General features: G+C 73.2%; 17 protein-coding genes. 6 read left to right on the top strand and 11 right to left on the bottom strand.

What is annotated here, in order from left to right:
• Positions 1–202 precede the first annotated feature (202 nt).
• The gene (locus ACMXN5_RS27740) at positions 203–2,350 is read right to left on the bottom strand and encodes a heavy metal translocating P-type ATPase (RefSeq protein ID WP_439677512.1); all 2,148 of its coding nucleotides are present in this window, start codon (positions 2,348–2,350) and stop codon (positions 203–205) included.
• 175 nt (positions 2,351–2,525) lie between these two features.
• Here ACMXN5_RS27740 and ACMXN5_RS27735 point away from each other — a divergent pair, with 175 nt between their 5' ends.
• On the top strand, positions 2,526–5,255 hold the full coding sequence (locus ACMXN5_RS27735) for a hypothetical protein (protein WP_439677510.1): 2,730 nt from the start codon (positions 2,526–2,528) through the stop codon (positions 5,253–5,255).
• Positions 5,256–5,475: 220 nt separating this feature from the next.
• On the opposite strand, the gene ACMXN5_RS27730 is transcribed toward ACMXN5_RS27735, so the two are convergent.
• Positions 5,476–5,904, bottom strand: coding sequence for a DUF5709 domain-containing protein (locus ACMXN5_RS27730; protein WP_439677508.1), 429 nt, complete (start codon positions 5,902–5,904; stop codon positions 5,476–5,478).
• A gap of 730 nt (positions 5,905–6,634) precedes the next feature.
• Between ACMXN5_RS27730 and ACMXN5_RS27725 the strand changes: the two genes are divergently transcribed.
• The 4 genes from ACMXN5_RS27725 (at position 6,635) to ACMXN5_RS27710 (ending at position 8,635) form a co-directional block, all read left to right on the top strand.
• Complete coding sequence (locus tag ACMXN5_RS27725) at positions 6,635–6,913, top strand: hypothetical protein (protein WP_395790925.1); 279 nt, start codon at positions 6,635–6,637, stop codon at positions 6,911–6,913.
• Between the two features lie 90 nt (positions 6,914–7,003).
• Positions 7,004–7,666: a nitroreductase family protein gene (locus tag ACMXN5_RS27720; protein WP_380010113.1), complete on the top strand. Its 663-nt coding sequence runs from the start codon at positions 7,004–7,006 to the stop codon at positions 7,664–7,666.
• A gap of 135 nt (positions 7,667–7,801) precedes the next feature.
• On the top strand, positions 7,802–8,329 hold the full coding sequence (locus ACMXN5_RS27715) for a hypothetical protein (protein WP_439677506.1): 528 nt from the start codon (positions 7,802–7,804) through the stop codon (positions 8,327–8,329).
• 75 nt (positions 8,330–8,404) lie between these two features.
• Positions 8,405–8,635: a hypothetical protein gene (locus ACMXN5_RS27710; RefSeq protein ID WP_078974389.1), complete on the top strand. Its 231-nt coding sequence runs from the start codon at positions 8,405–8,407 to the stop codon at positions 8,633–8,635.
• A gap of 152 nt (positions 8,636–8,787) precedes the next feature.
• Here ACMXN5_RS27710 and metK read toward each other — a convergent pair whose 3' ends face one another.
• Both metK and coaBC read right to left on the bottom strand, forming a co-directional pair.
• Positions 8,788–9,981, bottom strand: coding sequence for a methionine adenosyltransferase (gene metK, locus ACMXN5_RS27705; RefSeq protein WP_380039436.1), 1,194 nt, complete (start codon positions 9,979–9,981; stop codon positions 8,788–8,790).
• Positions 9,982–10,215: 234 nt separating this feature from the next.
• Complete coding sequence (gene coaBC, locus ACMXN5_RS27700) at positions 10,216–11,424, bottom strand: bifunctional phosphopantothenoylcysteine decarboxylase/phosphopantothenate--cysteine ligase CoaBC (RefSeq protein WP_439677504.1); 1,209 nt, start codon at positions 11,422–11,424, stop codon at positions 10,216–10,218.
• Between the two features lie 206 nt (positions 11,425–11,630).
• On the opposite strand from coaBC, the gene ACMXN5_RS27695 reads away from it, so the two are divergent.
• Entirely contained in the window at positions 11,631–15,023 is a 3,393-nt protein-coding gene (locus tag ACMXN5_RS27695; RefSeq protein WP_439677502.1) for an SCO7613 C-terminal domain-containing membrane protein, read from the top strand.
• 18 nt (positions 15,024–15,041) lie between these two features.
• On the opposite strand, the gene ACMXN5_RS27690 is transcribed toward ACMXN5_RS27695, so the two are convergent.
• The 7 genes from ACMXN5_RS27690 to ACMXN5_RS27660 all read right to left on the bottom strand — a co-directional run bounded on the left by ACMXN5_RS27690 (position 15,042) and on the right by ACMXN5_RS27660 (position 21,124).
• Positions 15,042–16,100 (bottom strand): TIGR03617 family F420-dependent LLM class oxidoreductase, encoded by a 1,059-nt coding sequence (locus tag ACMXN5_RS27690; protein WP_395790933.1) that lies wholly within the window; start codon positions 16,098–16,100, stop codon positions 15,042–15,044.
• A 102-nt stretch (positions 16,101–16,202) separates the two neighbouring features.
• Positions 16,203–16,466 (bottom strand): DNA-directed RNA polymerase subunit omega, encoded by a 264-nt coding sequence (gene rpoZ, locus ACMXN5_RS27685; RefSeq protein WP_020551792.1) that lies wholly within the window; start codon positions 16,464–16,466, stop codon positions 16,203–16,205.
• A 91-nt stretch (positions 16,467–16,557) separates the two neighbouring features.
• Positions 16,558–17,130 (bottom strand): guanylate kinase, encoded by a 573-nt coding sequence (gmk, locus tag ACMXN5_RS27680; RefSeq protein ID WP_439678094.1) that lies wholly within the window; start codon positions 17,128–17,130, stop codon positions 16,558–16,560.
• A 13-nt stretch (positions 17,131–17,143) separates the two neighbouring features.
• Positions 17,144–17,467, bottom strand: a complete 324-nt coding sequence (gene mihF, locus ACMXN5_RS27675) for an integration host factor, actinobacterial type (protein WP_026218483.1) — start codon at positions 17,465–17,467, stop codon at positions 17,144–17,146.
• Positions 17,468–18,388: 921 nt separating this feature from the next.
• Positions 18,389–19,084, bottom strand: a complete 696-nt coding sequence (gene pyrF, locus ACMXN5_RS27670; protein WP_439677500.1) for an orotidine-5'-phosphate decarboxylase — start codon at positions 19,082–19,084, stop codon at positions 18,389–18,391.
• A gap of 151 nt (positions 19,085–19,235) precedes the next feature.
• Positions 19,236–20,273, bottom strand: a complete 1,038-nt coding sequence (locus tag ACMXN5_RS27665; RefSeq protein WP_380010137.1) for a dihydroorotate dehydrogenase — start codon at positions 20,271–20,273, stop codon at positions 19,236–19,238.
• Entirely contained in the window at positions 20,273–21,124 is an 852-nt protein-coding gene (locus tag ACMXN5_RS27660; RefSeq protein WP_380039426.1) for a dihydroorotate dehydrogenase electron transfer subunit, read from the bottom strand. The genes ACMXN5_RS27665 and ACMXN5_RS27660 overlap by 1 nt, the downstream gene beginning before the upstream one ends.
• Positions 21,125–21,131 lie beyond the last annotated feature (7 nt).

Raw genomic sequence — 21,131 nt, 5'->3', positions numbered from 1 at the left:
CGGCACCTCGCGCGACACCGACCGCAGACCTCATCCGCTCCCCCGAAAAGCCCCGGCGACCCGCGCCGACCCCATGGCGACTCCATGGCGCCAGACGGATGGTACGGCCTACGGAATCGTTCGTTCCGACCGGAGCGGGTCGGGTCCGCCCGACCCGCCTTTCGAGCCAACAGGCCCTCGGCGTGCCGGAGAAGGAACGGTTTCACTCCTCCAGTGCCTCCGGGCGCAGGTCCAGCCGGCGCAACAGCTGGGCGTTGAGGGCGACCACGACCGTGGACAGGCTCATCAGGATGGCTCCCACCTCCATCGGGAGCACCACGCCCGCCCAGGCCAGCACGCCGGCGGCGAGTGGGACGGTGACGATGTTGTAGCCGGCCGCCCAGACCAGGTTCTGCCGCATCTTGCGGTAGACCGCGGTGGACAATCGGCGTACGCCCAGCACCGCGCGGGGGTCGTCGGAGGCCAGCACCACGCCCGCCGACTGCACCGCGACGTCCGTGCCCGCACCGATCGCGATGCCGACGTCGGCCCGGGCCAGCGCCGGGGCGTCGTTGACACCGTCACCGACCATGGCCACCCGCAGGCCCCGGGACTGGAGTTCGGCCACCTTGGCGTCCTTGTCGCCGGGCAGCACCTCGGCGAAGACCTCGTCCACCCCGAGATCCCGGCCCACCCAGGCGGCCACCTGGCGCGCGTCCCCGGTGAGCATCCCCACCCGTACCCCGGCCGCATGCAACTCCCGTACCGCGTCCCGGGATTCGGGCCTGATCTCGTCCTCCAGGGCCAACGCCCCGACGACCTCGTCGTCGGCCGACACGTACAACACCGCCGCACCGCGCTCGACCCACTCATCGGTGGTCGCCGCCACCTCGTCGGGCACCCGGACCCCCGTCTCGCGCAGCAGTGCGGGCCCGCCGACCCGGACCCGGGCGCCACCCACGTCCGCCTCGACCCCGCGCCCGGTCATCGACCGGAACCCGGTCGCGGCGTCCGGCCGCCCGCGCTCCTCGGCGGCCCGTACGATCGCCCGGGCGAGCGGGTGTTCGCTCTCCCGCTCGGCCGCACCGGCGAGCAGCAGCACCTTCGATTCGTGCCATCCGGGCGCCGCGACGGCCCCGGTCACCGCCGGCGCGCCGCGCGTGAGGGTGCCGGTCTTGTCGAACAGCACCACATCGACGTCACGCATCCGTTCCAGCGCGATCCGGTCCTTGATCAGGATGCCCTGCCGCGCCGAGAGTTCGGTGGAGATCGCGATCACCAGCGGGATGGCGAGGCCGAGCGCGTGCGGGCAGGCGATCACCAGGACGGTGACCGTACGCTCGATCGCCGATCCACCTTCCCCGAGCAACGACCAGGCGAGCAGGGTCAGTACGGCCGCGCCCGCCGCGTAGTAGAACAGCAGCGCCGCCGCCCGATCGGCCAACGCCTGGGCGCGCGACCGGGATTGTTGCGCCTCGGCGACCAGCCTCCGGATCCCGGCCAGTTGGGTGCCCTCGCCGGTCGCGGTCACGGTGACCCGTACCGCGCTGTCCATTGCCACCGTGCCGGCAACCACGGTGTCCCGCACCTTGTGCGGCACCGGCCGGGATTCGCCGGTGATCATCGACTCGTCGAACTCGGCGGCGCCTTCGGTGATCGTCCCGTCCGCCGGTACGCGCCCACCGGAACGCACGAGCACGGTGTCACCGATCTCCAGTTCGGCCGCCGGGACGCGCTCGAACTCCCCGTCCGGGCCCACTCGTTCCGCTTCGTCGGGGAGCAGTGCGGCGAGCGCGTCCAGGGCTCCCGAGGCGGCGCCGAGGGCCCGCATCTCCAGCCAGTGGCCGAGCAGCATGATGTCGACCAGCAGGACCAGTTCCCACCAGAAGTCCAGGTCGTGCGAGGCGATCCCCAGGGTGGAGGCCCAGGACGCGCCGAACGCGACGGTGATCGCCATCGCGATCAGGGTCATCATCCCCGGCTGTCGCGCGGCCAGTTCGTCGCGGGCGCCGGTGAGGAACGGCCATCCGCCGTAGCCGAACACGACGGTGCCGAGCAGCGGCGGAATCCAGGAGGATCCGGTGAACGAGGGCTCGTGGTAACCGATTACGTCCGCGAGCATCGGGCTCAACACGAGCACCGGGACGGAAAGCAGCAGACTCAGCAGAAACTTCCGCCGAAACATCTCGGCGTGCCCGGCGTGCCCGGCGTGCCCGCCATGCCCCTCGTGCTCGGCGTGCCCGCCATGCTCGGCGTGCCCGGCACCATGCGTAACGTGCCCCACCCGCCCCGCCCCGTCGGCGAGTTCCGCGTCGCTCGGATCCCCGTCCCGGCTCGCATGCTCGTCCCGGTCGATCCGCCCGCGCTCCATCGTGATCCCTTCCCTCGACTCCTCGGCCGCCACCCATCCGTCACATATACCACCCAGGGGTATATACAACACCGACCGACCCGCGCTGATTCCTTGTGATTCCGACAGAACCGTCCGCATCTCGGGCCCGCGGCGGTATAACCAGAGACCAGCCCCTCTCCCCCGGGAGGCCAAAATGGTGCGTCAACCCCGGTCCCGCAGCGTCGACTGGTTGTGGTGGGCGACCTCGTCGGGTGAACTGCAGCCCTTCCTGGACCATCCGGACCACGATCAACAGGAGATAGCCCGGGAAAAATCGGCGGTCGCCGTACAACTGGCCCGCCTCGGCGACCCACTCGTCGACTGTCTGGCGGCAATCGCCCCCGACGTCCTCGCCGACGCCCTGTGGCGGTTGCCGAACCCCACCCGTACCGACACCCTGCGTGCCCTGCGGGTGCCGCCCGCCCGGCGCCCCACCCCCGCGATCGCGGAACACGCGCTCAAGCGGCTGCGCAAGCAGACCGCGAGCGTGCGCGGCTACACCGCCCAGGTGGTCACACTGCCCGTACTGCGGGTGTTACTGCCCGCGACCCTCGACACCGATCCGGGCGCCCTTGACGGCGAGATCCTGGAGAGCCTGAAGACCTCGGGGTTCACCCCCGACCTGGTGCGGCTCACCGCGCTCGCCGACTGGGGCTTCAGCTGCCAGGCCGCCGCGCTGCTGCGTCTCGCCCTCACCGAGGCCGATCTCGCGCTGCCCGGCTGGCCCGCCGACGTGATCACCGACATCGTGGCCGCCTGCCGCCGGTTCGAGGAGTTCTGCCGAAACCGGATGTGTGGCGGCGAGGAACCCCCGTCCCCGCTGCGCTCGCTCGACGACGCGCTCGGCCGGGCCCGGGCCGCCGCCGACTCGATCACCGCCGCCGTCGCCGCCGGTCGGGCCCCGGAGGACGCCGACCTGACCATGCTCACGCACGTGGGCCCGGCGTTGACCGAGGCCCGCGAGGCGGTCGGCGCGCTGGTCGGCGCCGAACCGGACACCCTGCCCGAGGACCGACCGGGCCTGGCCGCCACGATCACCGCGCACGAGGCCGCCGTACACGCTCGCGAACTCGCCGACGTGGATCGCTTCCGACACCTGGCCGGCCCACCCGCGCACGAGCCGGCGATCAACGAACTCCGCGAGCTGGCCGCCGACCTGAGCGAGCGTCACGAGAACTGGGAACCGGACGACCGACGCCGCGTGTGCGCCCTGGCCGACCTCGGCGCGCTGATCGACGCGATCGCGGCCGACCGGGACGACGGCGTGGACGAGTTGGCCGAAACGGTCCGCCCCCACCTGCCCGACCCGACCATCGTCAACGCCGCGTTACGCGGCCGGTTGTCCTGGCACCGGACATCGGACCCCACCCCGAACACCGAGGCCGAGACCGAGGCCCCCTCCGAACCGGCCGGCGACACCGAAGAGCCGCCGCAAGCCCCGCCCCCGGCAGCCGACACCGCGTCACCCGAAACGGAGGACACCCGGGAGGACCGGGTCGACCCGGTCGAGCGAGACGAGAAAGCCGCATCGGGCGCCGGCACTGACGAGACGACGGCGCGGCCCGACGAACCCGAGCACACCGAGGGGACCGGGCAGCCCGGCCGAACCGGCCCGGTCCCACACAGCGACTCCGCCGACCCAGCACCTCCGACCACCCCCGACCCCGAATCCGTCGTCCTGCTCGGCGAGCTGATCGGTCGCGGCGACTACGCCTCCGCGCACGCCCACGGCGCCGACGATCCGGAACGCCTCTCCGCGCTGCGCGCCCTCGCCCTCGCCGACGGCGCGCGTTCGGACACCGGCGCGCTCGCGATGTCGCTGCGGGACGAACTCGACGAGATGGCGATGCGCTCGCCCAGCCACGACCGCGCGACCCAGCTGCTGACCGTGGCCGCCGCCGCCCGCGCCGCCGTGTTGTGTGGGCACAGCACGTACGGCCTGCTCCAGGAGGCCGCCGCCGGCCTGAGCGACCTGCCCGCCGTGGCCGGCCTGGCCCGACACATCGCCACCGGCTCCGCCCAGGGCCTGCTCGGCGGCTCGCGCAACCTCGGAGCCCTGGCCGCCCTGGCCGAGGCCGAGGCGGGCGCCGCGACCTGTGCCGCCGACGCCGCCGAGGCCCTGCGGCATCCGCGCCACCTGCGCTTCCCGCGTGCGACCTCGATCGCCCAGCTGTGGTGGCGTCCCGAGGACGGCCTGCTCGGTCGCATGTTGCGGCTCGCGGGCGGCAACGACCGGCGCGATCTGGAGGAGGTCGCCGAGACGTTGCGCCGGCTCACCAAGCATCACGAGCTGGAGAACCGGCTGTCCGCGATCGACGAGGAGTTCCGCAACGGCAAGGGCCACCGCCTGGAGGGCCCGGCCCGCCGGCGACTGCTCGAATACGCGCGCGAGTCGCTGGGCACGATCGGCCGCTGGGTGGACGCGATGCGACGGGTGGTCGAGACCGAGGCGGAGGCCGAGTCGTGGATCGCCGGCCCGCTCACCGATCTGCGCCACACCCTGATCGCCGACCGCCCCGAGGCCGAACGCGAACTCGCCGACCTCGCCGCGCACACCGGCGACCCGGTCGTCGCCGGCGCCGCCCGAGCCGCCGCCGCCAGCCTGGCCGCAACCCTGGACCTCCTCGACGGGCGTCCGCTCACCGGCCCCGAACCCGCTCCTGCCTCGATCCTCGGCACTCCTCCGGAGCCCGCCACGTCCGCGGACCACCCCACCGAGCCACCACCCACATCCGCGACCCTCCCCCGAACAACCCTCGACCCCGGGCTCGACGAAACCCCGCCCACGGGACCGGCCGCGGCCCGAATACCACCCCGCCCCACCGACCCCCCACCGTCCAACCCGACCGCCGCGACCCAGCTACTCCCCCCGGACGCCCACTGACCCACGAGGACGCCGGGCCGACCAGCACACAACCCCGAGCCCGCACCACACCGAGCACGCACGTCCGGGCCCGCGCCCCCATCAGGCGCATCCCACCCTGGGCCCACACCACATCCGCACCACCGCACGCAGCCACACCATCGGTCCCAGGGGTCCCGCCCACCCTTGGCTCACCGATCACCGACCCCGGCCGCCCGAGCGCAGCCGCCCACCGGCGGCCCTACGGGACCTCTTCCTCCGGGATGATGTGCATCGCCGCCTCCTCGGCCCCGGCCGCGCCGCCGTCGATGCCGACATCGTGGGCGATCGCCTCCGACTCGGTGTCCTCGTGCGCGCCCTCGTCCGCCGCGACCAGCCGGCCCGCCCTGGGATCGGGGCCGCCCTCCCACTCGTCCGACACCGCGTCGTCGTCGGCGATGTCCGGCTCCTCCTCGGCCAGCAGCTGGTCGAGCGATTCGCCGCGTCGGGACTCCTCGGGCGTATTGCCGTACCGCTCCGCCGCCGACCAGCGGTCGGGCGGCACGATCCCGGTGTCGAGCGGGTCGTACGACAGGTCGTCGGTGGACAGTGTGTCCTCGGGGCCGAGGACGCCGTCGTCGCCGGGAGTGTCCGGGGAATCCTCGACCGGGTCCCACGTGTCGTCGCTCATGGCCTGTCACCTTCCCTGATGTGCTCGTGCCCGCGTGCCCGGGACACAACCCTGTCCCCGGCGATCCGAGTACGGTGCCCAGCGTCCGCCGGTTCATTCGAACCTGTCCGGCGACGCCCCCGCCTGGCAGCATCTACCCGTGCCAACGAGTCGGGGACGTATCGCCATCGCCGGCCGCCGCCTGGAGACGAGCCGGACGGCCGGGGCCGGGTCGACCCACCCCCTGTTCGCCAAGTCCGGCCTGGTGGTGCGCGGCGGCACGGCGGTCGACCTGGAGGTGGTACCGACCCCCGGCCGCGGCGCGGCGATCGGCTGGGGCAATCGCGACACCATGGCCGGCGCGATCCGCATCCCGTACTGCGCCGACGGCACAAACGTCGCCGGCGAACCGGCCTGGGTCGCCTTCGCCGGCGGTTTCCACGTCGACCGCCCCGGCTGCGTAAACGCTGATCGTGCGCTCGCGCGGCCTCCAGACCGGGGCCCACGTCCCGGTCGGCGCCGACTGCTGAGCGGACCACACCCGTCCGGCCGGTTGGAGACGGCTCGCGAATCCATGGCCTACGGCCCACCCGAGCGCTCGTTCCAACGAAGTAGGCGGCTTCACCCGTCTCATGCCTGAGGCTGATTTTTCCTGACGGATTTGGACGATCTTTGACCGCCGGCGCAGGGTGGTCCCGGGGGTCAGGGACGGAAGGCCCGGTCCTGCACGGCCGGGGAGGGAGCGGACACGATGCACGAGGCAGCGAACGGGATGCACGAGGCGCAGACGCGCGAGACGAACCGCGACGATTGGCGGACCCTGCACACCGGGACCCGGGAGTCGGCGGCCCGAGCGCTGCGCGCCGACCTGCTGCACGCGGGCATCAGCGAGGCCGACCTGTCCCGACGGGTGACCGAGGCCTGGGCGGGCTCCGTGGTGACCGTCGCGAGCACCGGCCGGCAGTTCCGCGTCACCCGCACCGTCGCCGCCGCGCCGACCGTCTCACTGGGCGACCGCGGATCGAACTGACCGGACGGGGCCACCCGAAGCCGAGACGGTCCGAGACGATCCGAGGCGGGACCTTCCACCGCACCCCCCTGCCGTGCTGTGCTGTGCGCCATGGTCGATGAACCCACATACCCCACGGTTCCGCACCGGCACCGAGGCGTCCCCGCTCACGAGGCGGAAGCCCGCAGCCGTGCCTTCCACGACGTGATGGCCGAGCGTCGAACCGTCCGCGACTTCTCGTCCCAACCGATCCCGGACAACGTGGTCGAATGGGCGATCCGTACCGCCGGCACCGCGCCCAGCGGCGCGAACGTCCAGCCCTGGCGCTTCGTCGTGCTCACCGATCCCGAGCGCAAGCGGCGGCTGCGCGAGGCCGCCGAGCAGGAGGAGCGCGAGTTCTACGCACATCGCGCGTCCGAGGAGTGGTTGGCCGCGCTCGCCCCGATCGGCACCGACTGGCACAAGCCGTTCCTGGAGGACGCGCCGGCGGTGATCGTGGTGTTCGAGGTGCACAAGGGACCCGACTCGCCGCGCCCGTACTACACGAAGGAGTCGGTCGGCATCGCCGTCGGCCTGCTGCTCGCCTCGCTGCACCAGGCCGGACTGGCCACGCTGACCCATACGCCGAGCCCGATGCGCTTCCTCAACGAGGTGTGCGACCGCCCGCCGGAGGAACGGGCCGCGGTGGTCATCCCGGTCGGCTACCCGGCCGAGGACGCCCGCGTCCCCGACATCCACCGCAAGCCGCTGGACCAGGTCCTGGTCCGCCTCTGACCGCGGGCGCGGTCCGGTCCGAACCATCCCCGGGAGCCCTCGGCGCGACCCGAACACCTGCGCCGAGGGCCGCCCCTCTGCGATCCTGAACCGGCACGTTCGGGTCCGGATCAGCCGTACGAACGGGGGGCGTTGATGAGTGTCGTCGCGGGGAAGATCATCGACGAATCGATCGTCGTGGCCGCCGACTCCCAGGTGACCTGGGGCCAGGCCAAGACCGAGGGCACCAAGCTGTACAAGATCGGCGAGAACCTGATCTTCGGCGGTGCCGGACTGTTGCGCGACATCAATCTGATGCGCCTGTTCCTGGACACGCACACCCCGTCGTCCGCCGAGGAGCGCGACGTCCTGGAGTTCTACGCCGAGTTCGTCGAGTGGGGCAAGCGCAAGCTGTCCAGCTTCGAGCCCAAGTCGGAGTTCATGTTCGCCTTCGACGGCAAGCTGTTCGAGACGGGCGGCGACTTCGACGTCTTCTACTACGACTACGGCGCGATCGGCTCGGGGTGGGAGTACGCCCGGGCCGCACTGCACCTGGGCCACACCCCCACGCAGGCGGTCGGCGTCGCGTGCGACCTGACCATCTTCTGCATGCCGCCGGTGACCGAGTTCCGCATACCGCGCCATCCGCAACAATCCGCCGGTCGGGAGCACGAGGTCATCTGAGGACGATCTTCCGTGGGGCCCGCCGCAATCCGGAGCTAACCCTGTGTTTACGTGGACTCTCGTAAGCTCTTACACATGTCCGAACAGCCCATCCCGGCGGACCTGATCGAACTGCAACGCGCGCGTGACGCCGCTTACGAGGCGATCGCCCGATCCGCGGGGCAGGTGTCCGAACACGAGCTCGCCCGCCTGTGGGCCGCGGCCCACGACGCGGTCGCGGCCCTGCACGCCCATCCGGCGATGATCACCAACGCCGACCGCACCCACCTGATGACCCGCCTGCGCCGCGCCGCCCAGGCCGCCTGACCCACCGGCGCGCCCCTGGCCATCGCCGCCCGAGGACGCGGCCGGCTCACCGCGGCCACGCTCGGCGCCGAGCCCACAAACGCCGCCGGCCGCGACGCCGACCCCCGAAAGGGTCGGTGTCGCGGCCGGCGGCGTGCGAGAAATCCCCGGGCTCAGAGGCCCGCGGCGGCCTTGAGCGCGTCCACGCGGTCGGTGCGCTCCCAGGTGAAGTCCGGGAGGTCGCGGCCGAAGTGGCCGTAGGCCGCGGTCTGGGCGTAGATCGGGCGGAGCAGGTCCAGGTCGCGGATGATCGCGGCCGGGCGCAGGTCGAACACCGTGCCGACGGCGGCCTGGATGGTCTCCACCGGCACCGCCTCGGTGCCGAAGGTCTCCACGAACAGGCCGACCGGAGCGGCCTTGCCGATCGCGTACGCGACCTGCACCTCGCAGCGGCGCGCCAGTCCGGCGGCCACCACGTTCTTGGCCACCCAGCGCATCGCGTACGCGGCGGAGCGGTCCACCTTCGACGGGTCCTTGCCGGAGAACGCGCCGCCACCGTGGCGGGCCATGCCGCCGTAGGTGTCGATGATGATCTTGCGGCCGGTCAGCCCCGCGTCACCCATCGGGCCGCCGATCTCGAACCGGCCCGTCGGGTTGACCAGGAGCCGGTAGCCCTCGGTCTCGATGCCCAGTCCGGTCAGCTCCGGCTCGACCACGTATTCGCGGATGTCCGGCGCCAGCAGCGAGTCCAGGTCGATGTCGGCCGCGTGCTGTGAGGAGACCACGACCGTGTCCAGGCGGATCGGCCGGTCGCCGTCGTACTCGATGGTGACCTGGGTCTTGCCGTCGGGACGCAGGTAGGGGATGGTCCCGTTCTTGCGCACCTCGGCCAGGCGCTTGGACAGCCGGTGGGCGAGCGTGATCGGCAGCGGCATCAGCTCGGGCGTGTCGTCGCACGCGTAGCCGAACATCAGGCCCTGGTCGCCCGCGCCCTGGCGGTCCAGCTCGTCCTCGTCGCCGTCGACCCGGTTCTCGTACGCCGTGTCGACGCCCTGGGCGATGTCGGCCGACTGCGCGCCGATGGACACCGAGACACCACAGGAGGCGCCGTCGAAGCCCTTCTTCGAGCTGTCGTAGCCGATCTCCAGAACGCGCTCGCGCACGATCGTGGGGATGTCGGCGTAGCCCTGGGTGGTGACCTCTCCGGCCACATGCACCTGACCGGTGGTGATCAGCGTCTCGACGGCGACCCGACTCTTGGGGTCTTCCTTGAGGAGAGCGTCCAGGATGGAATCGCTGATCTGGTCGGCGATCTTGTCCGGGTGACCTTCGGTCACGGACTCAGAGGTGAACAGGCGGCGGGACACATCGCTCCCTGGGGTTGCAGCGGCTGCTGGCTCTGACAAGTGGGCCCGACCATCCCGACGAGTCCGCACCGGAAGACACGGACGGGAAGGAACGGACGGGTCCACCGAAATGCTGGAGCCGAGTTTATCCCCCCGACCCCCGCAAGCGGGCGGGGTGCCCCCCGAGAACATGGGCGTGGCGTTGCTCACTTTGTGTCAAATTGCAGCCATCAAGCGTAGGGATCGACCGGCGAACTAGCCGAAACGGGACACGACGAGGTCCCAGACGACCTCCGCCAGGTCCTCCTTCGGGCCGTGCGGAACGGGTGTCTCGGCGCCGTCGGCGGCCAGGATCACCGCCTCGTTGACATCCGTGCCGAACGTCAACTCCTCGCCGACCCGGTTGACCACGAGCAGGTCGCACCCCTTGCGCGCGAGCTTGGCGCGCCCGTTGGCGAGTACGTCGTCGGTCTCCGCGGCGAAGCCGACCACCACCTGGCCGGCCCGGGACCGGTCCCGGGAGATCTCGGCGAGGATGTCGGGATTCTTCACCAGCGCGATCGGCTCCGGCTCCGCGTCGGTCTTCTTGATCTTGCCGCCCACCCGGTTCGCCGGGCGGAAGTCGGCGACGGCCGCGGCCATCACCACGCAGTCGGCGTTCTCGGCCGCCTTGGTCACGGCCTCACGCAGCTCCACGGCGGTGCCCACGTGCACCACGTCGGCGCCCGCGGGGTCCGGCAGGCCGGTGTTGGCCTCGATCAGGGTGACCCGCGCGCCGCGGGCGATCGCGGTGCGGGCCAGCGCGTACCCCTGCTTGCCGGACGAGCGGTTGCCGAGGAAGCGGACCGGGTCCAGCGGCTCGCGGGTGCCGCCGGCGCTGACCACCACGTGCCGCCCGACCAGGTCGGGCGCGGTGACGCCGCGGGCCAGGGCGCGCCGGACCACCTGGAAGATCTGCTCCGGGTCGGGCAGCCGGCCCTTGCCGGTGTCCTTGCCGGTCAACCGGCCCACCGCGGGCTCGATCACGATCGCCCCGCGTCGGCGCAGCGTCGCGACGTTGTCGACGGTGGCCGGGTGCTCCCACATCTCGGTGTGCATCGCGGGCGCGAACACCACCGGACATCGCGCGGTGAGCAGCGTATTGGTGAGCAGGTCGTCGGCCAGCCCGTGGGCGGCCTTGGCGAGCAGGTCGGCGGTGGCGGGCGCGACCACGACGACGTCGGCGCTCTGGCCGATCCGTACGTGCGGGACCTCGTGCACCGCGTCCCAGACACCGGTGGCCACCGGCTGCCCGGACAGCGCCGACCACGTGGCCGCGCCGACGAAGTGCAGCGCGGACTCGGTCGGCACGACCCGGACCTCGTGGCCCGACTCGGTCAACCGGCGCAGGAGTTCGCATGCCTTGTACGCGGCGATGCCGCCGGCGACGCCGAGGACGACGCGGGGTCGGGGTCCGCTACTCATCGCTGCTCCTGCTCCTCCGACGCGGCCGGCCCGGGTGCGACCGGCACGGCGAGCCTACGTCACGGCCCGGGACGGCCCGATCTCGCCTCGCGCGGGCCGGTGTTGCGGCCGCGATGCCGGGCGGGATCCGAGTACGAAAGCGGATGTCCCGCCGGGAATCCGCTGCCGGCATCGGTGGCCACGAACCCATCGGGGAGACGACGTCGATGCTGAACGAACAGGTCCTGGACGACCCGACACGGTGTCCCGGCTGTGTGGTGCATCTGGACGATCCGCGCACCGAGCGCTGCCGGCAGTGCGCGATCCTGCTCACCGGACCGGCCGCCGATCAGCTGTGGCAGATCAGCGTGTCGGCCGCACGACTCCTGCGCCAACGCGAGGCCCTGCTGACCCGGATGCGGGCGAAGGCGCGGCGGACGCGGCACACGCCGGCGCCGGCGCGGTCGACACCGGCGGGCGCGCCGACGGCCGTCGCCCCGGATCCGGCGCTCCCGGCCCAGCGCACCCCGGCGCCCGCATCGCCCGCCGCCGCGCCGACGCCGACGCCGGCTCCGACGCCCGTCGGTCGGGTCCGGGAGAGTGCCGAGGTCGGGCGTCGACGGGTCGCCCGGATCGTGCTGGGCTCGGGAGTACTGCTCGTGGTGCTGGCCGCGCTGGTGTTCGTGGCCGTCACCTGGAACCACACCGGGACGGCGGGTCGCGCGCTGGTGATGGGGCTGGCGCTGGTCCTGGCCGCGGCCGGCACCGGGCTCGCCGAGCAGCGCGAACTGCCCGCCACCGCCGAGGCGATGGCCGCGCTGACCGTGGCGATGGGACTGCTCGACGGGTACGCGGCGTGGACCGCCGACCTCGCGGGTCTGCGCAGCGGGGACGCGCTGCTCGTGTCGGCCGGCTCGCTGGTCGCGCCGCTGCGCGCGTTGCGGATCTCCGCCGCGCTGCTGTTGCAGGGGCCGCTGCCGCTGGTGATCGCCTGGTTCGGGGTGGAGCGCGGGTCGGTGCTGCCGCTCGCGATCGGGCTCGGGGCGCAGGCCGCGGTCGATGTCGTGCTGCTGCGCCGGACCTACTCCGACGCCGCGCGCGGGTTGCGGATCGTGGCCGAGGTCGGGGTGCTGTGCTACTGGCCGGCCGCGGTCGGGCTGACCCTGGACGAGGACGCCGGCGGGGCACCGGCGGGCACGATGCTGGCGCTGGCCGCGCTCGCCGGCGGGATCGCGTACACGCTGCGCGAGGCGCCGGTGGTGCGGCATCTGGCGTCGGGGAGCGCGATGGTGGGCGCGCTGGCGGCGGCCGTGCTGCTGCTCGCGTCGCTGCCGGGGCGCGACTCGGGCGAGTCGGACACCCCGGTCGCGTGGGTGGGCGTGGTGCTGCTCGCGGTGGTCCTGGTCGCGATGGCGCCGCTGTTCGCGGTGCCGCGCGAGTTCCGGGCCGGGCCGCTCGCGGTGCTGGTGCCGCTCACCGTGGTGCCGGCGTTCTGGGTGGCCGCGGCGCCGCTGGTGGCCGTGTTCGGCCCGATGACCTGGCTCGGCCGGCCCTGGAGCCTGTACCCGGTCGACGCGCACGCCCGGGACGCGCTCCTGTCCGGCACCGCCGGCTGGAGCTTCGGCGCGGCGCCGCTCGCGCTGCTGCCCCTGGCGGCGCTGACCGGGTTCACCGCGCTGACCCTCCTGCGCGGCCGGCCCGGTGCGACCACGACCCGCATGATCGGCGCGATCGCCGTCGGGGCGCTGCCGGTGGTCGTGCCGCCGGCGCTGGACCTGCCGCTGTGGGCGGCGCTCGGCTGGCACGTGGCGGTCGCGATCGGGTGGGCCTGCGCGGGGCGGGTGCGGCCGTGGTTGCCGCTGCTCGCCCTGGGCCACGGTGTGCTCGCCCTCGTGTGGGCGACGGCGTACTGGCAGACGTCGATCGTGGTCTGGGCCGTGGGCGCCGCCGGCCTCACTCTGGTCGCCGTCCTGTCACCGGGACGCCGCGCGAGCGAGCCGAACGCGGCGCCGCAGCCGGCGGATTCCACGCCGACGAGTGAAACGAACAACTCGGATGAACCAGCACAAGCGGGCGTCGACTTCGACAAAGAGCCACAAGCGGCTCCATCCGCCGCACCCGCCGGCACCCGCACCTCCTCCGGCTCCGGCTCCGGTCCCGGTTCCGCCGTCGTCCTGTGCGTGCCCGCGCGCCGGCTCGTCCGTCCGCTCGCGGCCGGGGCCGCGCTCGCCCTCGCCCTGTCCGACGTGGCGATGGCGACCGGGCACGCGGGCGTCCGGACCACGCTGGTCGCTCTCGCCCCCGCCGTGCTCGGCGCGCTGGTCACGCTGATCGCGGTGGCGCTGCGGCCCACCGCGCGGACCACCCGGGCACTGACCCTGGTCGGCGGCGTCGGCTGGATCATCGGCGGCCTGGTCGCGGCCCGCGCCCCGGGCCCGTTGGCCGTCGTGCTCGCCGCGGGCCTGGCGACGTGCCTGGTCGGCGCGCTCCGCGACCGGCCGGTGCCGCGCACCGCCTGGGCCGCGGTCGCCGCGCTGTGCTGGGCCAGCGCGAGCGCGGCCGGCGCAGCCGCCTTCGGCGCGGATCGACCCGCCGTGGCAGTCGCCGCCGTGCTCGCCGCCGCCCTGCTGTTCCCGCTCGCCGCCACGCTCGCCGGCCCCCTCGCCTGCCCGTCCCCGATCGTGCTCGCCGTCGAGGCCGCGGCGGGTACGACCCTGCTGGTCGCGCTGTCGGCCGGCGCGCCGACCTCGCCCGTCGCGTTGGCCGTCGCGACGGCGGCGGCCCTGTGCGGCGCGCGGTTCGGCCACGCGGCGCTGCGGCCCGTCTGGCCGCCCGCCGCCGTCGTGCTGTTCACCGCGACGGTGCCGGCCGCGCTGTACCGGCTCGACGCGTCGAACGGCGCGACCGCCCTGGCCGCGGCCGGCACGGCAATGCTCCTGTACCTCGCCGGCGCCCGGCTCCCCCGCCTCGGCATGGCCGTCCCGATCGCCGCCGCCGCGGCCGGGTGCGCCGCCGGCACCGCGACGCTGTCCATGGCCCCCGAGCTGATCTGGCTCGTCCTGGCCGGGGCCGGCCTCACCGCGCTGACCACGCCGGCCGGGCCGCTGCGTGGGCCGGCCCGGATCGCCGCGGTGCCGCTGCTGTTCGTCGCCTACTGGGTCCGGCTCGCCCTGTTCGACGTGCCCCACCCGGAGGCCTACACCGTGCCGCTCGGCCTCGCCCTGCTGGTCGAGGGGCTGCGCCGGCGGCGGGCCGACCCCGACACCACGTCGTGGGCGGCCTACGGCGCTCCGCTGGCGGTGCTGCTGCTGCCGTCGTTTCCGCTCGCGGTGGGGCAGGGCGAGCCGGTCCGGCCGAGCCTGCTCGGGATCGCCGCGATCGGCACGCTCCTGGTCGGCGCCCGATTCCGGCTCCGGGCGCCGCTGTTCCTGGGCGCGGGGGTGCTCGCGATCATCGGCCCGGTGCACCTGGCGCCGCATCTGGCGCCGGTGTACGACGCGGTACCGCGCTGGGCGGTCCTCGGCACGGCGGGGCTGCTGCTGATCGTGGTCGGCGCGGGCTACGAGCGCCGGGTCCGCGACCTCAAGCGGCTGCGCCGCGCGGTGGGCCGGCTCCGGTAGCCCGGGGTCCGGTCCGGCTCAGGTCCGGGCGCGCAGTTCGTCCAGGACCTCCGCCACACACGCCGGGTCCGCCCGGTACGGCAGATAGAAGCCCAGTCGATCGGCGACCCCGTAGGCGCGCGAGGCCAGTTCGGCCGCGACGTCCTTGGGTTCGCCGATCGCCACCACCCGGCTCAGCAACGTGTCGTCGACCGCGTGCGGGATGTCCGACCAGCGGCCGGCCCGGATCAGCGCGTGCAGTTCGACCTGGAGCGCCCCGTATCCCTCGACGTCGAGCACCGGCCGATAGGCGGGCGTGGAGGCGTAGAACGCGACCATCGCCCGCGCGCCCTTGATCGCGGCGCGCATCTCCTCCTCGGTGCGCCCGGCGGCGACGATCACGTCGAGCATCACCGAGAACCGCTCGCGGGTGCGCTGCGACAAGACCAGGCCGTCGTTCACCGCGTCGGTGAGCGGGCCGCGCACGAACAGGTCGGTGTTGAGCGGGTGCACGAGCAACCCGTCGGCGTGCTCGGCGACCGTGGTGATCATGCGCCGACCCACCCCGCCCGCGAGCAGCGGCGGCAGCCCGTACGGGTTCGGCCCGGGGCGCAGTGTCGGCGGCATCAGGGTCAGGTCGAAGAACTCGCCGTGGAAGTCCAGCGGCGTCTCCCGCTGCCAGCAGGTGAGCACCGCCCGCACCGCGCGCAGCGTCTCGGCCATCCGGGCCGCCGGGCGCGACCACTTGGCACCGTAGCGGCGTTCGATGTGCGCCTTGATCTGGGTGCCCAGGCCGAGCCGGAAGCGGCCGTGCGAGGCCAGGTGCAGGTCGTACGCGGTGTGCGCGAGGTGGGTCGGGCTGCGCGGGAAGGCCACCGCGATGTTGGTCATGATGTCCACGCCCGCCGCGGCGGCGGGCACCAGCGGCAGGAAGACGTCGTTGGGGCCCTCGAAGGTGAAGACTCCGTCGAAGCCGGCCTCGCGCAACTCCCTGGCCCGATCGCCGGCACGGGCCAACGGCGCGTCCAGGAGGGTGTCCACCGCCAGTCGGCGCGGGTTCGGTTGCGGCGTCGGCGTGTCGCCCTCGATCCGGTCCACCCTGCTCCCCCACCCTCCGGCTCACCCGCGTGTGCGGGCCGAAATACACCGAGGGCCCGACGGTTTCCCGTCGAGCCCTCGGCGATGCGTCGCGTGACGCGCTCAGCCCTCGATGGGCTCGGCGGTCAGCATGCCCGAGTTGATCTCGCGAAGCGCGATCGACAGCGGCTTCTCGTGCACGTGCGTGTCGACGAGCGGACCCACGTATTCGAGCAGGCCCTCGCCGAGCTGCGAGTAGTAGGCGTTGATCTGCCGAGCACGCTTCGCCGCGTAGATGACGAGGCTGTACTTGGAGTCGGTCGCCTCCAGAAGCTCGTCGATGGGCGGGTTGATGATGCCCTCGGGTGCGGTGGAAGAAGCTGACAAGGCAGGGGCCCTTCGAAAAGCTGTGAAAGCTGTGGGTGAAAGTCGGGCTGCCTGGTGCCGTCTGGCGACTACTGCCGGGCAGCCCGAACGATCAAGATACGTTCATCAAGGCTAGCAGTTCGCGTACGACGTCTTCGACGGACGTGTTGACCAGCGTCATGTCGAATTCGGATTCCGCGGCCAGCTCGACCTTCGCGGCGGCCAGGCGCCGCTCGATGACCTCGGGGGATTCGGTCCCCCGGCCCACCAGACGGCGGACCAGTTCGTCCCACGAGGGCGGGGCGAGGAACACCAGGCGTGCCTCGGGCATCGCCTGCCGCACCTGCCGGGCGCCCTGCAGGTCGATTTCCAGCAGGGTCGGAACATCGGCGTCAAGCCGTTCGAGCACGGGCTGTCGCGGGGTTCCATAACAGTTCCCGGCGAATTCGGCCCATTCGAGCAATTCATCCGAGGCGATCAGTTTGTCGAACTGATCGCCGTCGGTGAAGTGGTACTCCACACCGTCGGTTTCCCCGGGACGGGGTCTACGTGTGGTCGCGGACACAGACAGCCAAACCTCGGGGTGACGGCGGCGCAGGTCGGCGACCACCGTGCTCTTGCCGACCCCGGAGGGGCCGGAGAGCACGATGAGTCGACGGGTGCCGTGCACGGTACGGGGATCGATGCCGGCGCCCGCGTCAGGACGCGGAGCCACCGAATTCCCGTTCGAGTGCTGCGATCTGGTTCGTGCCGAGACCGCGGACGCGCCGGGTCTCGGAAATGTTCAGCTTCTCCATGAGCTGCTTGGCGCGCACCTTGCCGACGCCGGGGAGGGATTCCAGGAGGGCGGAGACCTTCATCTTGCCCACTACCGGATTGTCCTTGCCCTCCTTGATGACGTCGCTGAGCGAAGCACCGGAGTTCTTGAGCCGGTTCTTCACCTCGGCGCGCTCCCGCCGAGCCGCAGCGGCTTTGGCGAGCGCATCCGCGCGTTCTTCGGGGGTCAGGGGTGGGAGAGCCACGCCGTGTCACCTCGGACTTCGTTGCGATCCTCAAGGCCGCCCGGCTCGGACGGCCACCAACAAACAGTGGAACCTAGCTGGTCAGAGCGTCCGCGGCAACGCGCGACACTCCACCGGGCCGGCTCACGAGGGAGCCTAGTCGGCGAATCGGTCTGCGTCGCCCGAATCGATGGGAAAAGCCCGGCTACCTGCACCAAAACCCAAACCTGACGGAGCGTCGAACGAATCCGGGCCCCCGAGAAGCACATCCACGCCCCCGCACCCCCTCCCACCACCCTTGCGCAACGGCACCACGATCGACCCCATGCAATCGACGAGCCATCCGGCCGGTCGGCGGAGCAAGCGGGTCGACGCGCACGAAGCCGGTCGGCGCAGAGGAAGCGGACCGACGCGGCGGGAGCCGGACGGCGCGGTCGACGCGGCGGGAGCCGGACGGCACGGCGGGAGCCGGACGGCACGGACGGGGGTCGGTCGGCACGGACGGGGGTCGGGAGTGGGAGCCGGTCGGCACGGCCGGCGCAGGCGGCGGGCGCCGACGCGGGCTCGCGCGGACGGATCGGCGCGAACAGGAGCGGCGCGGACGGAGCGGGTCGGCGCGGAGAGAGCCGGTCGGCACGGACGGCGGGCGCCGACCCGGGCGGGCTGCAGGCGGCGGCGCGGCCGGCCCGCAGCGCGGGGGTACTTCACGCCGAGGTGGGCGTGCTCGGCCGGCGCAGGCGTCCGGGGCGGCCCTCGGGGGCCCGGTGGCCGGGTTCGGTGCCCTGGGGCCCGGAGGGGTGGGCGGGCTCCGCACGGCCGTCCCAGTGGCATCCGTGGGCCATCCCACGTTTGAGCTCCGTCCACCGGGTGCCGGTAGGGGGCGACGAGTGCGGACAAGCGGGACGAACGGGGCTCCGCCGCCCCCGCCGCCCCGCCACGCCGCTACCGCGCCGCCAGGCCCGCCGCGATCGTGCGCGCCGCCTCGGCGACGTCCGCCGCACCGGTGATCGGCCGGCCGATCACCAGCAGGTCCGCACCGTCCGCCAACGCCCGCTCCGGCGTGGCCACCCGACTCTGGTCGCCGAGCGCCGCCCCGGCCGGTCGTACGCCCGGCGTGATCAGCACGATGCCCGCCCCCACCTCGGCCCGCACCGCCGCCACCTCGCGCGGCGAGCACACGATCGCCCGGGCGCCCGCCGCGACCGCGAGCCCCGCCAGCCGCCGGGCCGCCTCGATCGAGGGACCGGCCAGCCCGACCGCGGCCAGGTCGGCCTCGGCCATCGAGGTCAGCACGGTCACCGCGACGATGTTCACGTCGGGCGCCGCGTCCGCCGCGGCCCGGATCATCGCCGTCCCGCCGCTCGCGTGCACCGTCAGGTAGGTCGGCGCCAGCCGGGCCACCGAACGCACCGCGCCGGCCACCGTGTTCGGGATGTCGTGCAGCTTCAGGTCCAGGAACACGTCCCGGCCGCCGCTGGCCTCCCGGGCGCCCGCCACCGCGTCCGCACCATCGCGCAGGAAGACCTCCAGGCCGACCTTGACCGTGCTCACGTACGGGCCCGCGGCCTTGGCCCACGCGAGCGCGCGGTCCAGGTCCGGGGCGTCCAGGGCCACCGCCACGGGTGCGAGGTTGCTCATCGGAATCCCACTCTCCTCGACATCGAAAATTCGTCCGCCCACAGGTCCGGACACGGACCACGCCCGGGGCCGGACCACACCCGGGCCCGGACACGGCGATGCCGGCACGAACCCCGTCCGTACCGGCATCGCCCCCACCCACGTCTCGCGCTCAGCGGTGCGCGTACCCGATCGCCGCCTCCAGCGATCCGAAACCGCGGGCGATCAACGCCGCCCGCAACTCGTCCAGGATCCGCACCGGCGAGGACGGATCGTTGAAGATCACCGTGCCCACCGACACGGCCGCCGCGCCGGCCAGGATGAACTCCAGCGCGTCCAGACCGGTCCGGATGCCGCCCATGCCCACGATCGGCACCTGCGCCATCTGCCCGTCCAGCATCGCCGCGTGCACCTGGTAGACGCAGCGCACCGCGACCGGCCGCACCGCCGGGCCGGAGAGCCCGCCGGTGATGCCCGCGAGCACCGGCTTCATCGTGTCCGGGTCGATCGCCATGCCGAGCAGCGTGTTGATCATCGACAGGCCGTCGGCGCCCGCCTCGACGCACGCCCGGGCGATGTCCACGATCGACGTCACGTCCGGCGAGAGCTTGGCCAGCACCGGCACCTGCGGGTCCGCCACGTCGCGGACCGCCCGGATCACGTCGTAGGACGTGGCCGGGTTGCAGGCGAACACCTGGCCGCGGTTGGCCACGTTCGGACACGAGATGTTGGCCTCGATGCCGACCACGCCGGGCGCGCCCTTGAGCCGCTCGGCCAGCGCCACGAAGTCGTCCACGTGCCCGCCCGCGATGGACACGATCGTGCGCCCGCCGCGCGCCGCCAACCACGGCAGGTCGCGCTCGACGAAGGCGTCGATCCCGGGGCCCTGGAGGCCGATCGAGTTGAGCATCCCGGACGGCGTCTCGGCCATCCGCGGGGTGGCCCGACCCGAACGCGGGTACGGCATGATCGTCTTGGTGACCACCGCGCCGATCGCGGCCGGCTCGAAGAACTTGGCCAACTCCTTGCCGTACCCGGCGCAGCCCGAGGCCGTGGTCACCGGGTTCGGCAGCAGGGTGGAGCCGATCCGGGTGGCCAGGTCGATCCCGCCGCCCGGCAGCATGATCGTGGACGGCGGCGCGTCGTCGAAGTCGCCCGCGTCCTCGTTGTCGGCGAAATTGTCGGCGAAACCGCCGTAGCCGTCGGTCATCAGTGCGCTCCCATCGCCGCTGCGCCCTCGATGTCCGCCGGAATCGTGCCGGCGTCGTCCCAGCGCACCTTGGTGCCGTCGAAGCACGGGCCGTCCACACACGAGCGGACGAACCGGCTGACGCCGTCGTCGCCGACCACCGGGAGCACGCACGTCATGCATACCCCGACGCCGCACGCCATCGACTCCTCGACCGCGGTGAACACACGCGCGTCGTGCGCGCTCGCCACCTCGGTGACCGCGCGCAGCATGCCCATCGGCCCGCACGCGTAGACGACGTCGGCCTCCACCGCGGTCAGCACCTCGGGCAGCGGCCCGGTGACGAAGCCGCGCACACCCTCCGAGCCGTCGTCGGTGGTGACCACCACGTCCTCGGTGATCGCCTGCGCCTGGTCCACGCCGTACAGCCGCTCCGCCGTCGCCGCGCCGAGCACGAAGGCGACCGAGCCGCCGTCGGCGACGATCCGCTCGGCGAGCGCGAACATCGGCGCGCTGCCGTAGCCGCCGGCCACCATCACCGCGCTGACCGGCTCGGCCGGAAGCGGGAACGGCGTGCCCAGCGGCGCGACCACGTTCACGCTGTCGCCCACCCGAAGCCGGGCCAACTCGCGGGTGCCGCGCCCGGCCTCGGCGAAGACCACGTCGATGGTCTCGGCGGCCGGGTCGGCGCGGTGGATGGAGAACGCGCGGCGCAGCAGCATCGCCGAGTCCACGCCGCCGATCGCCACGGCGACGAAGTGACCGGGTTCGACGCGGGCGGCGATCCCGGGGGCGCGCAGCACCAGGCGGTGGTACGCGCCCGCGGGTTCGCGGCCGACGATCTCCGCCTGCACCTGCAGGGGAAGTGCCATCGGTGTC

Source organism: Embleya australiensis, assembly GCF_051903075.1.
GTDB lineage: Bacteria > Actinomycetota > Actinomycetes > Streptomycetales > Streptomycetaceae > Embleya.
This window is presented reverse-complemented; position numbering and strand designations above follow the sequence as displayed.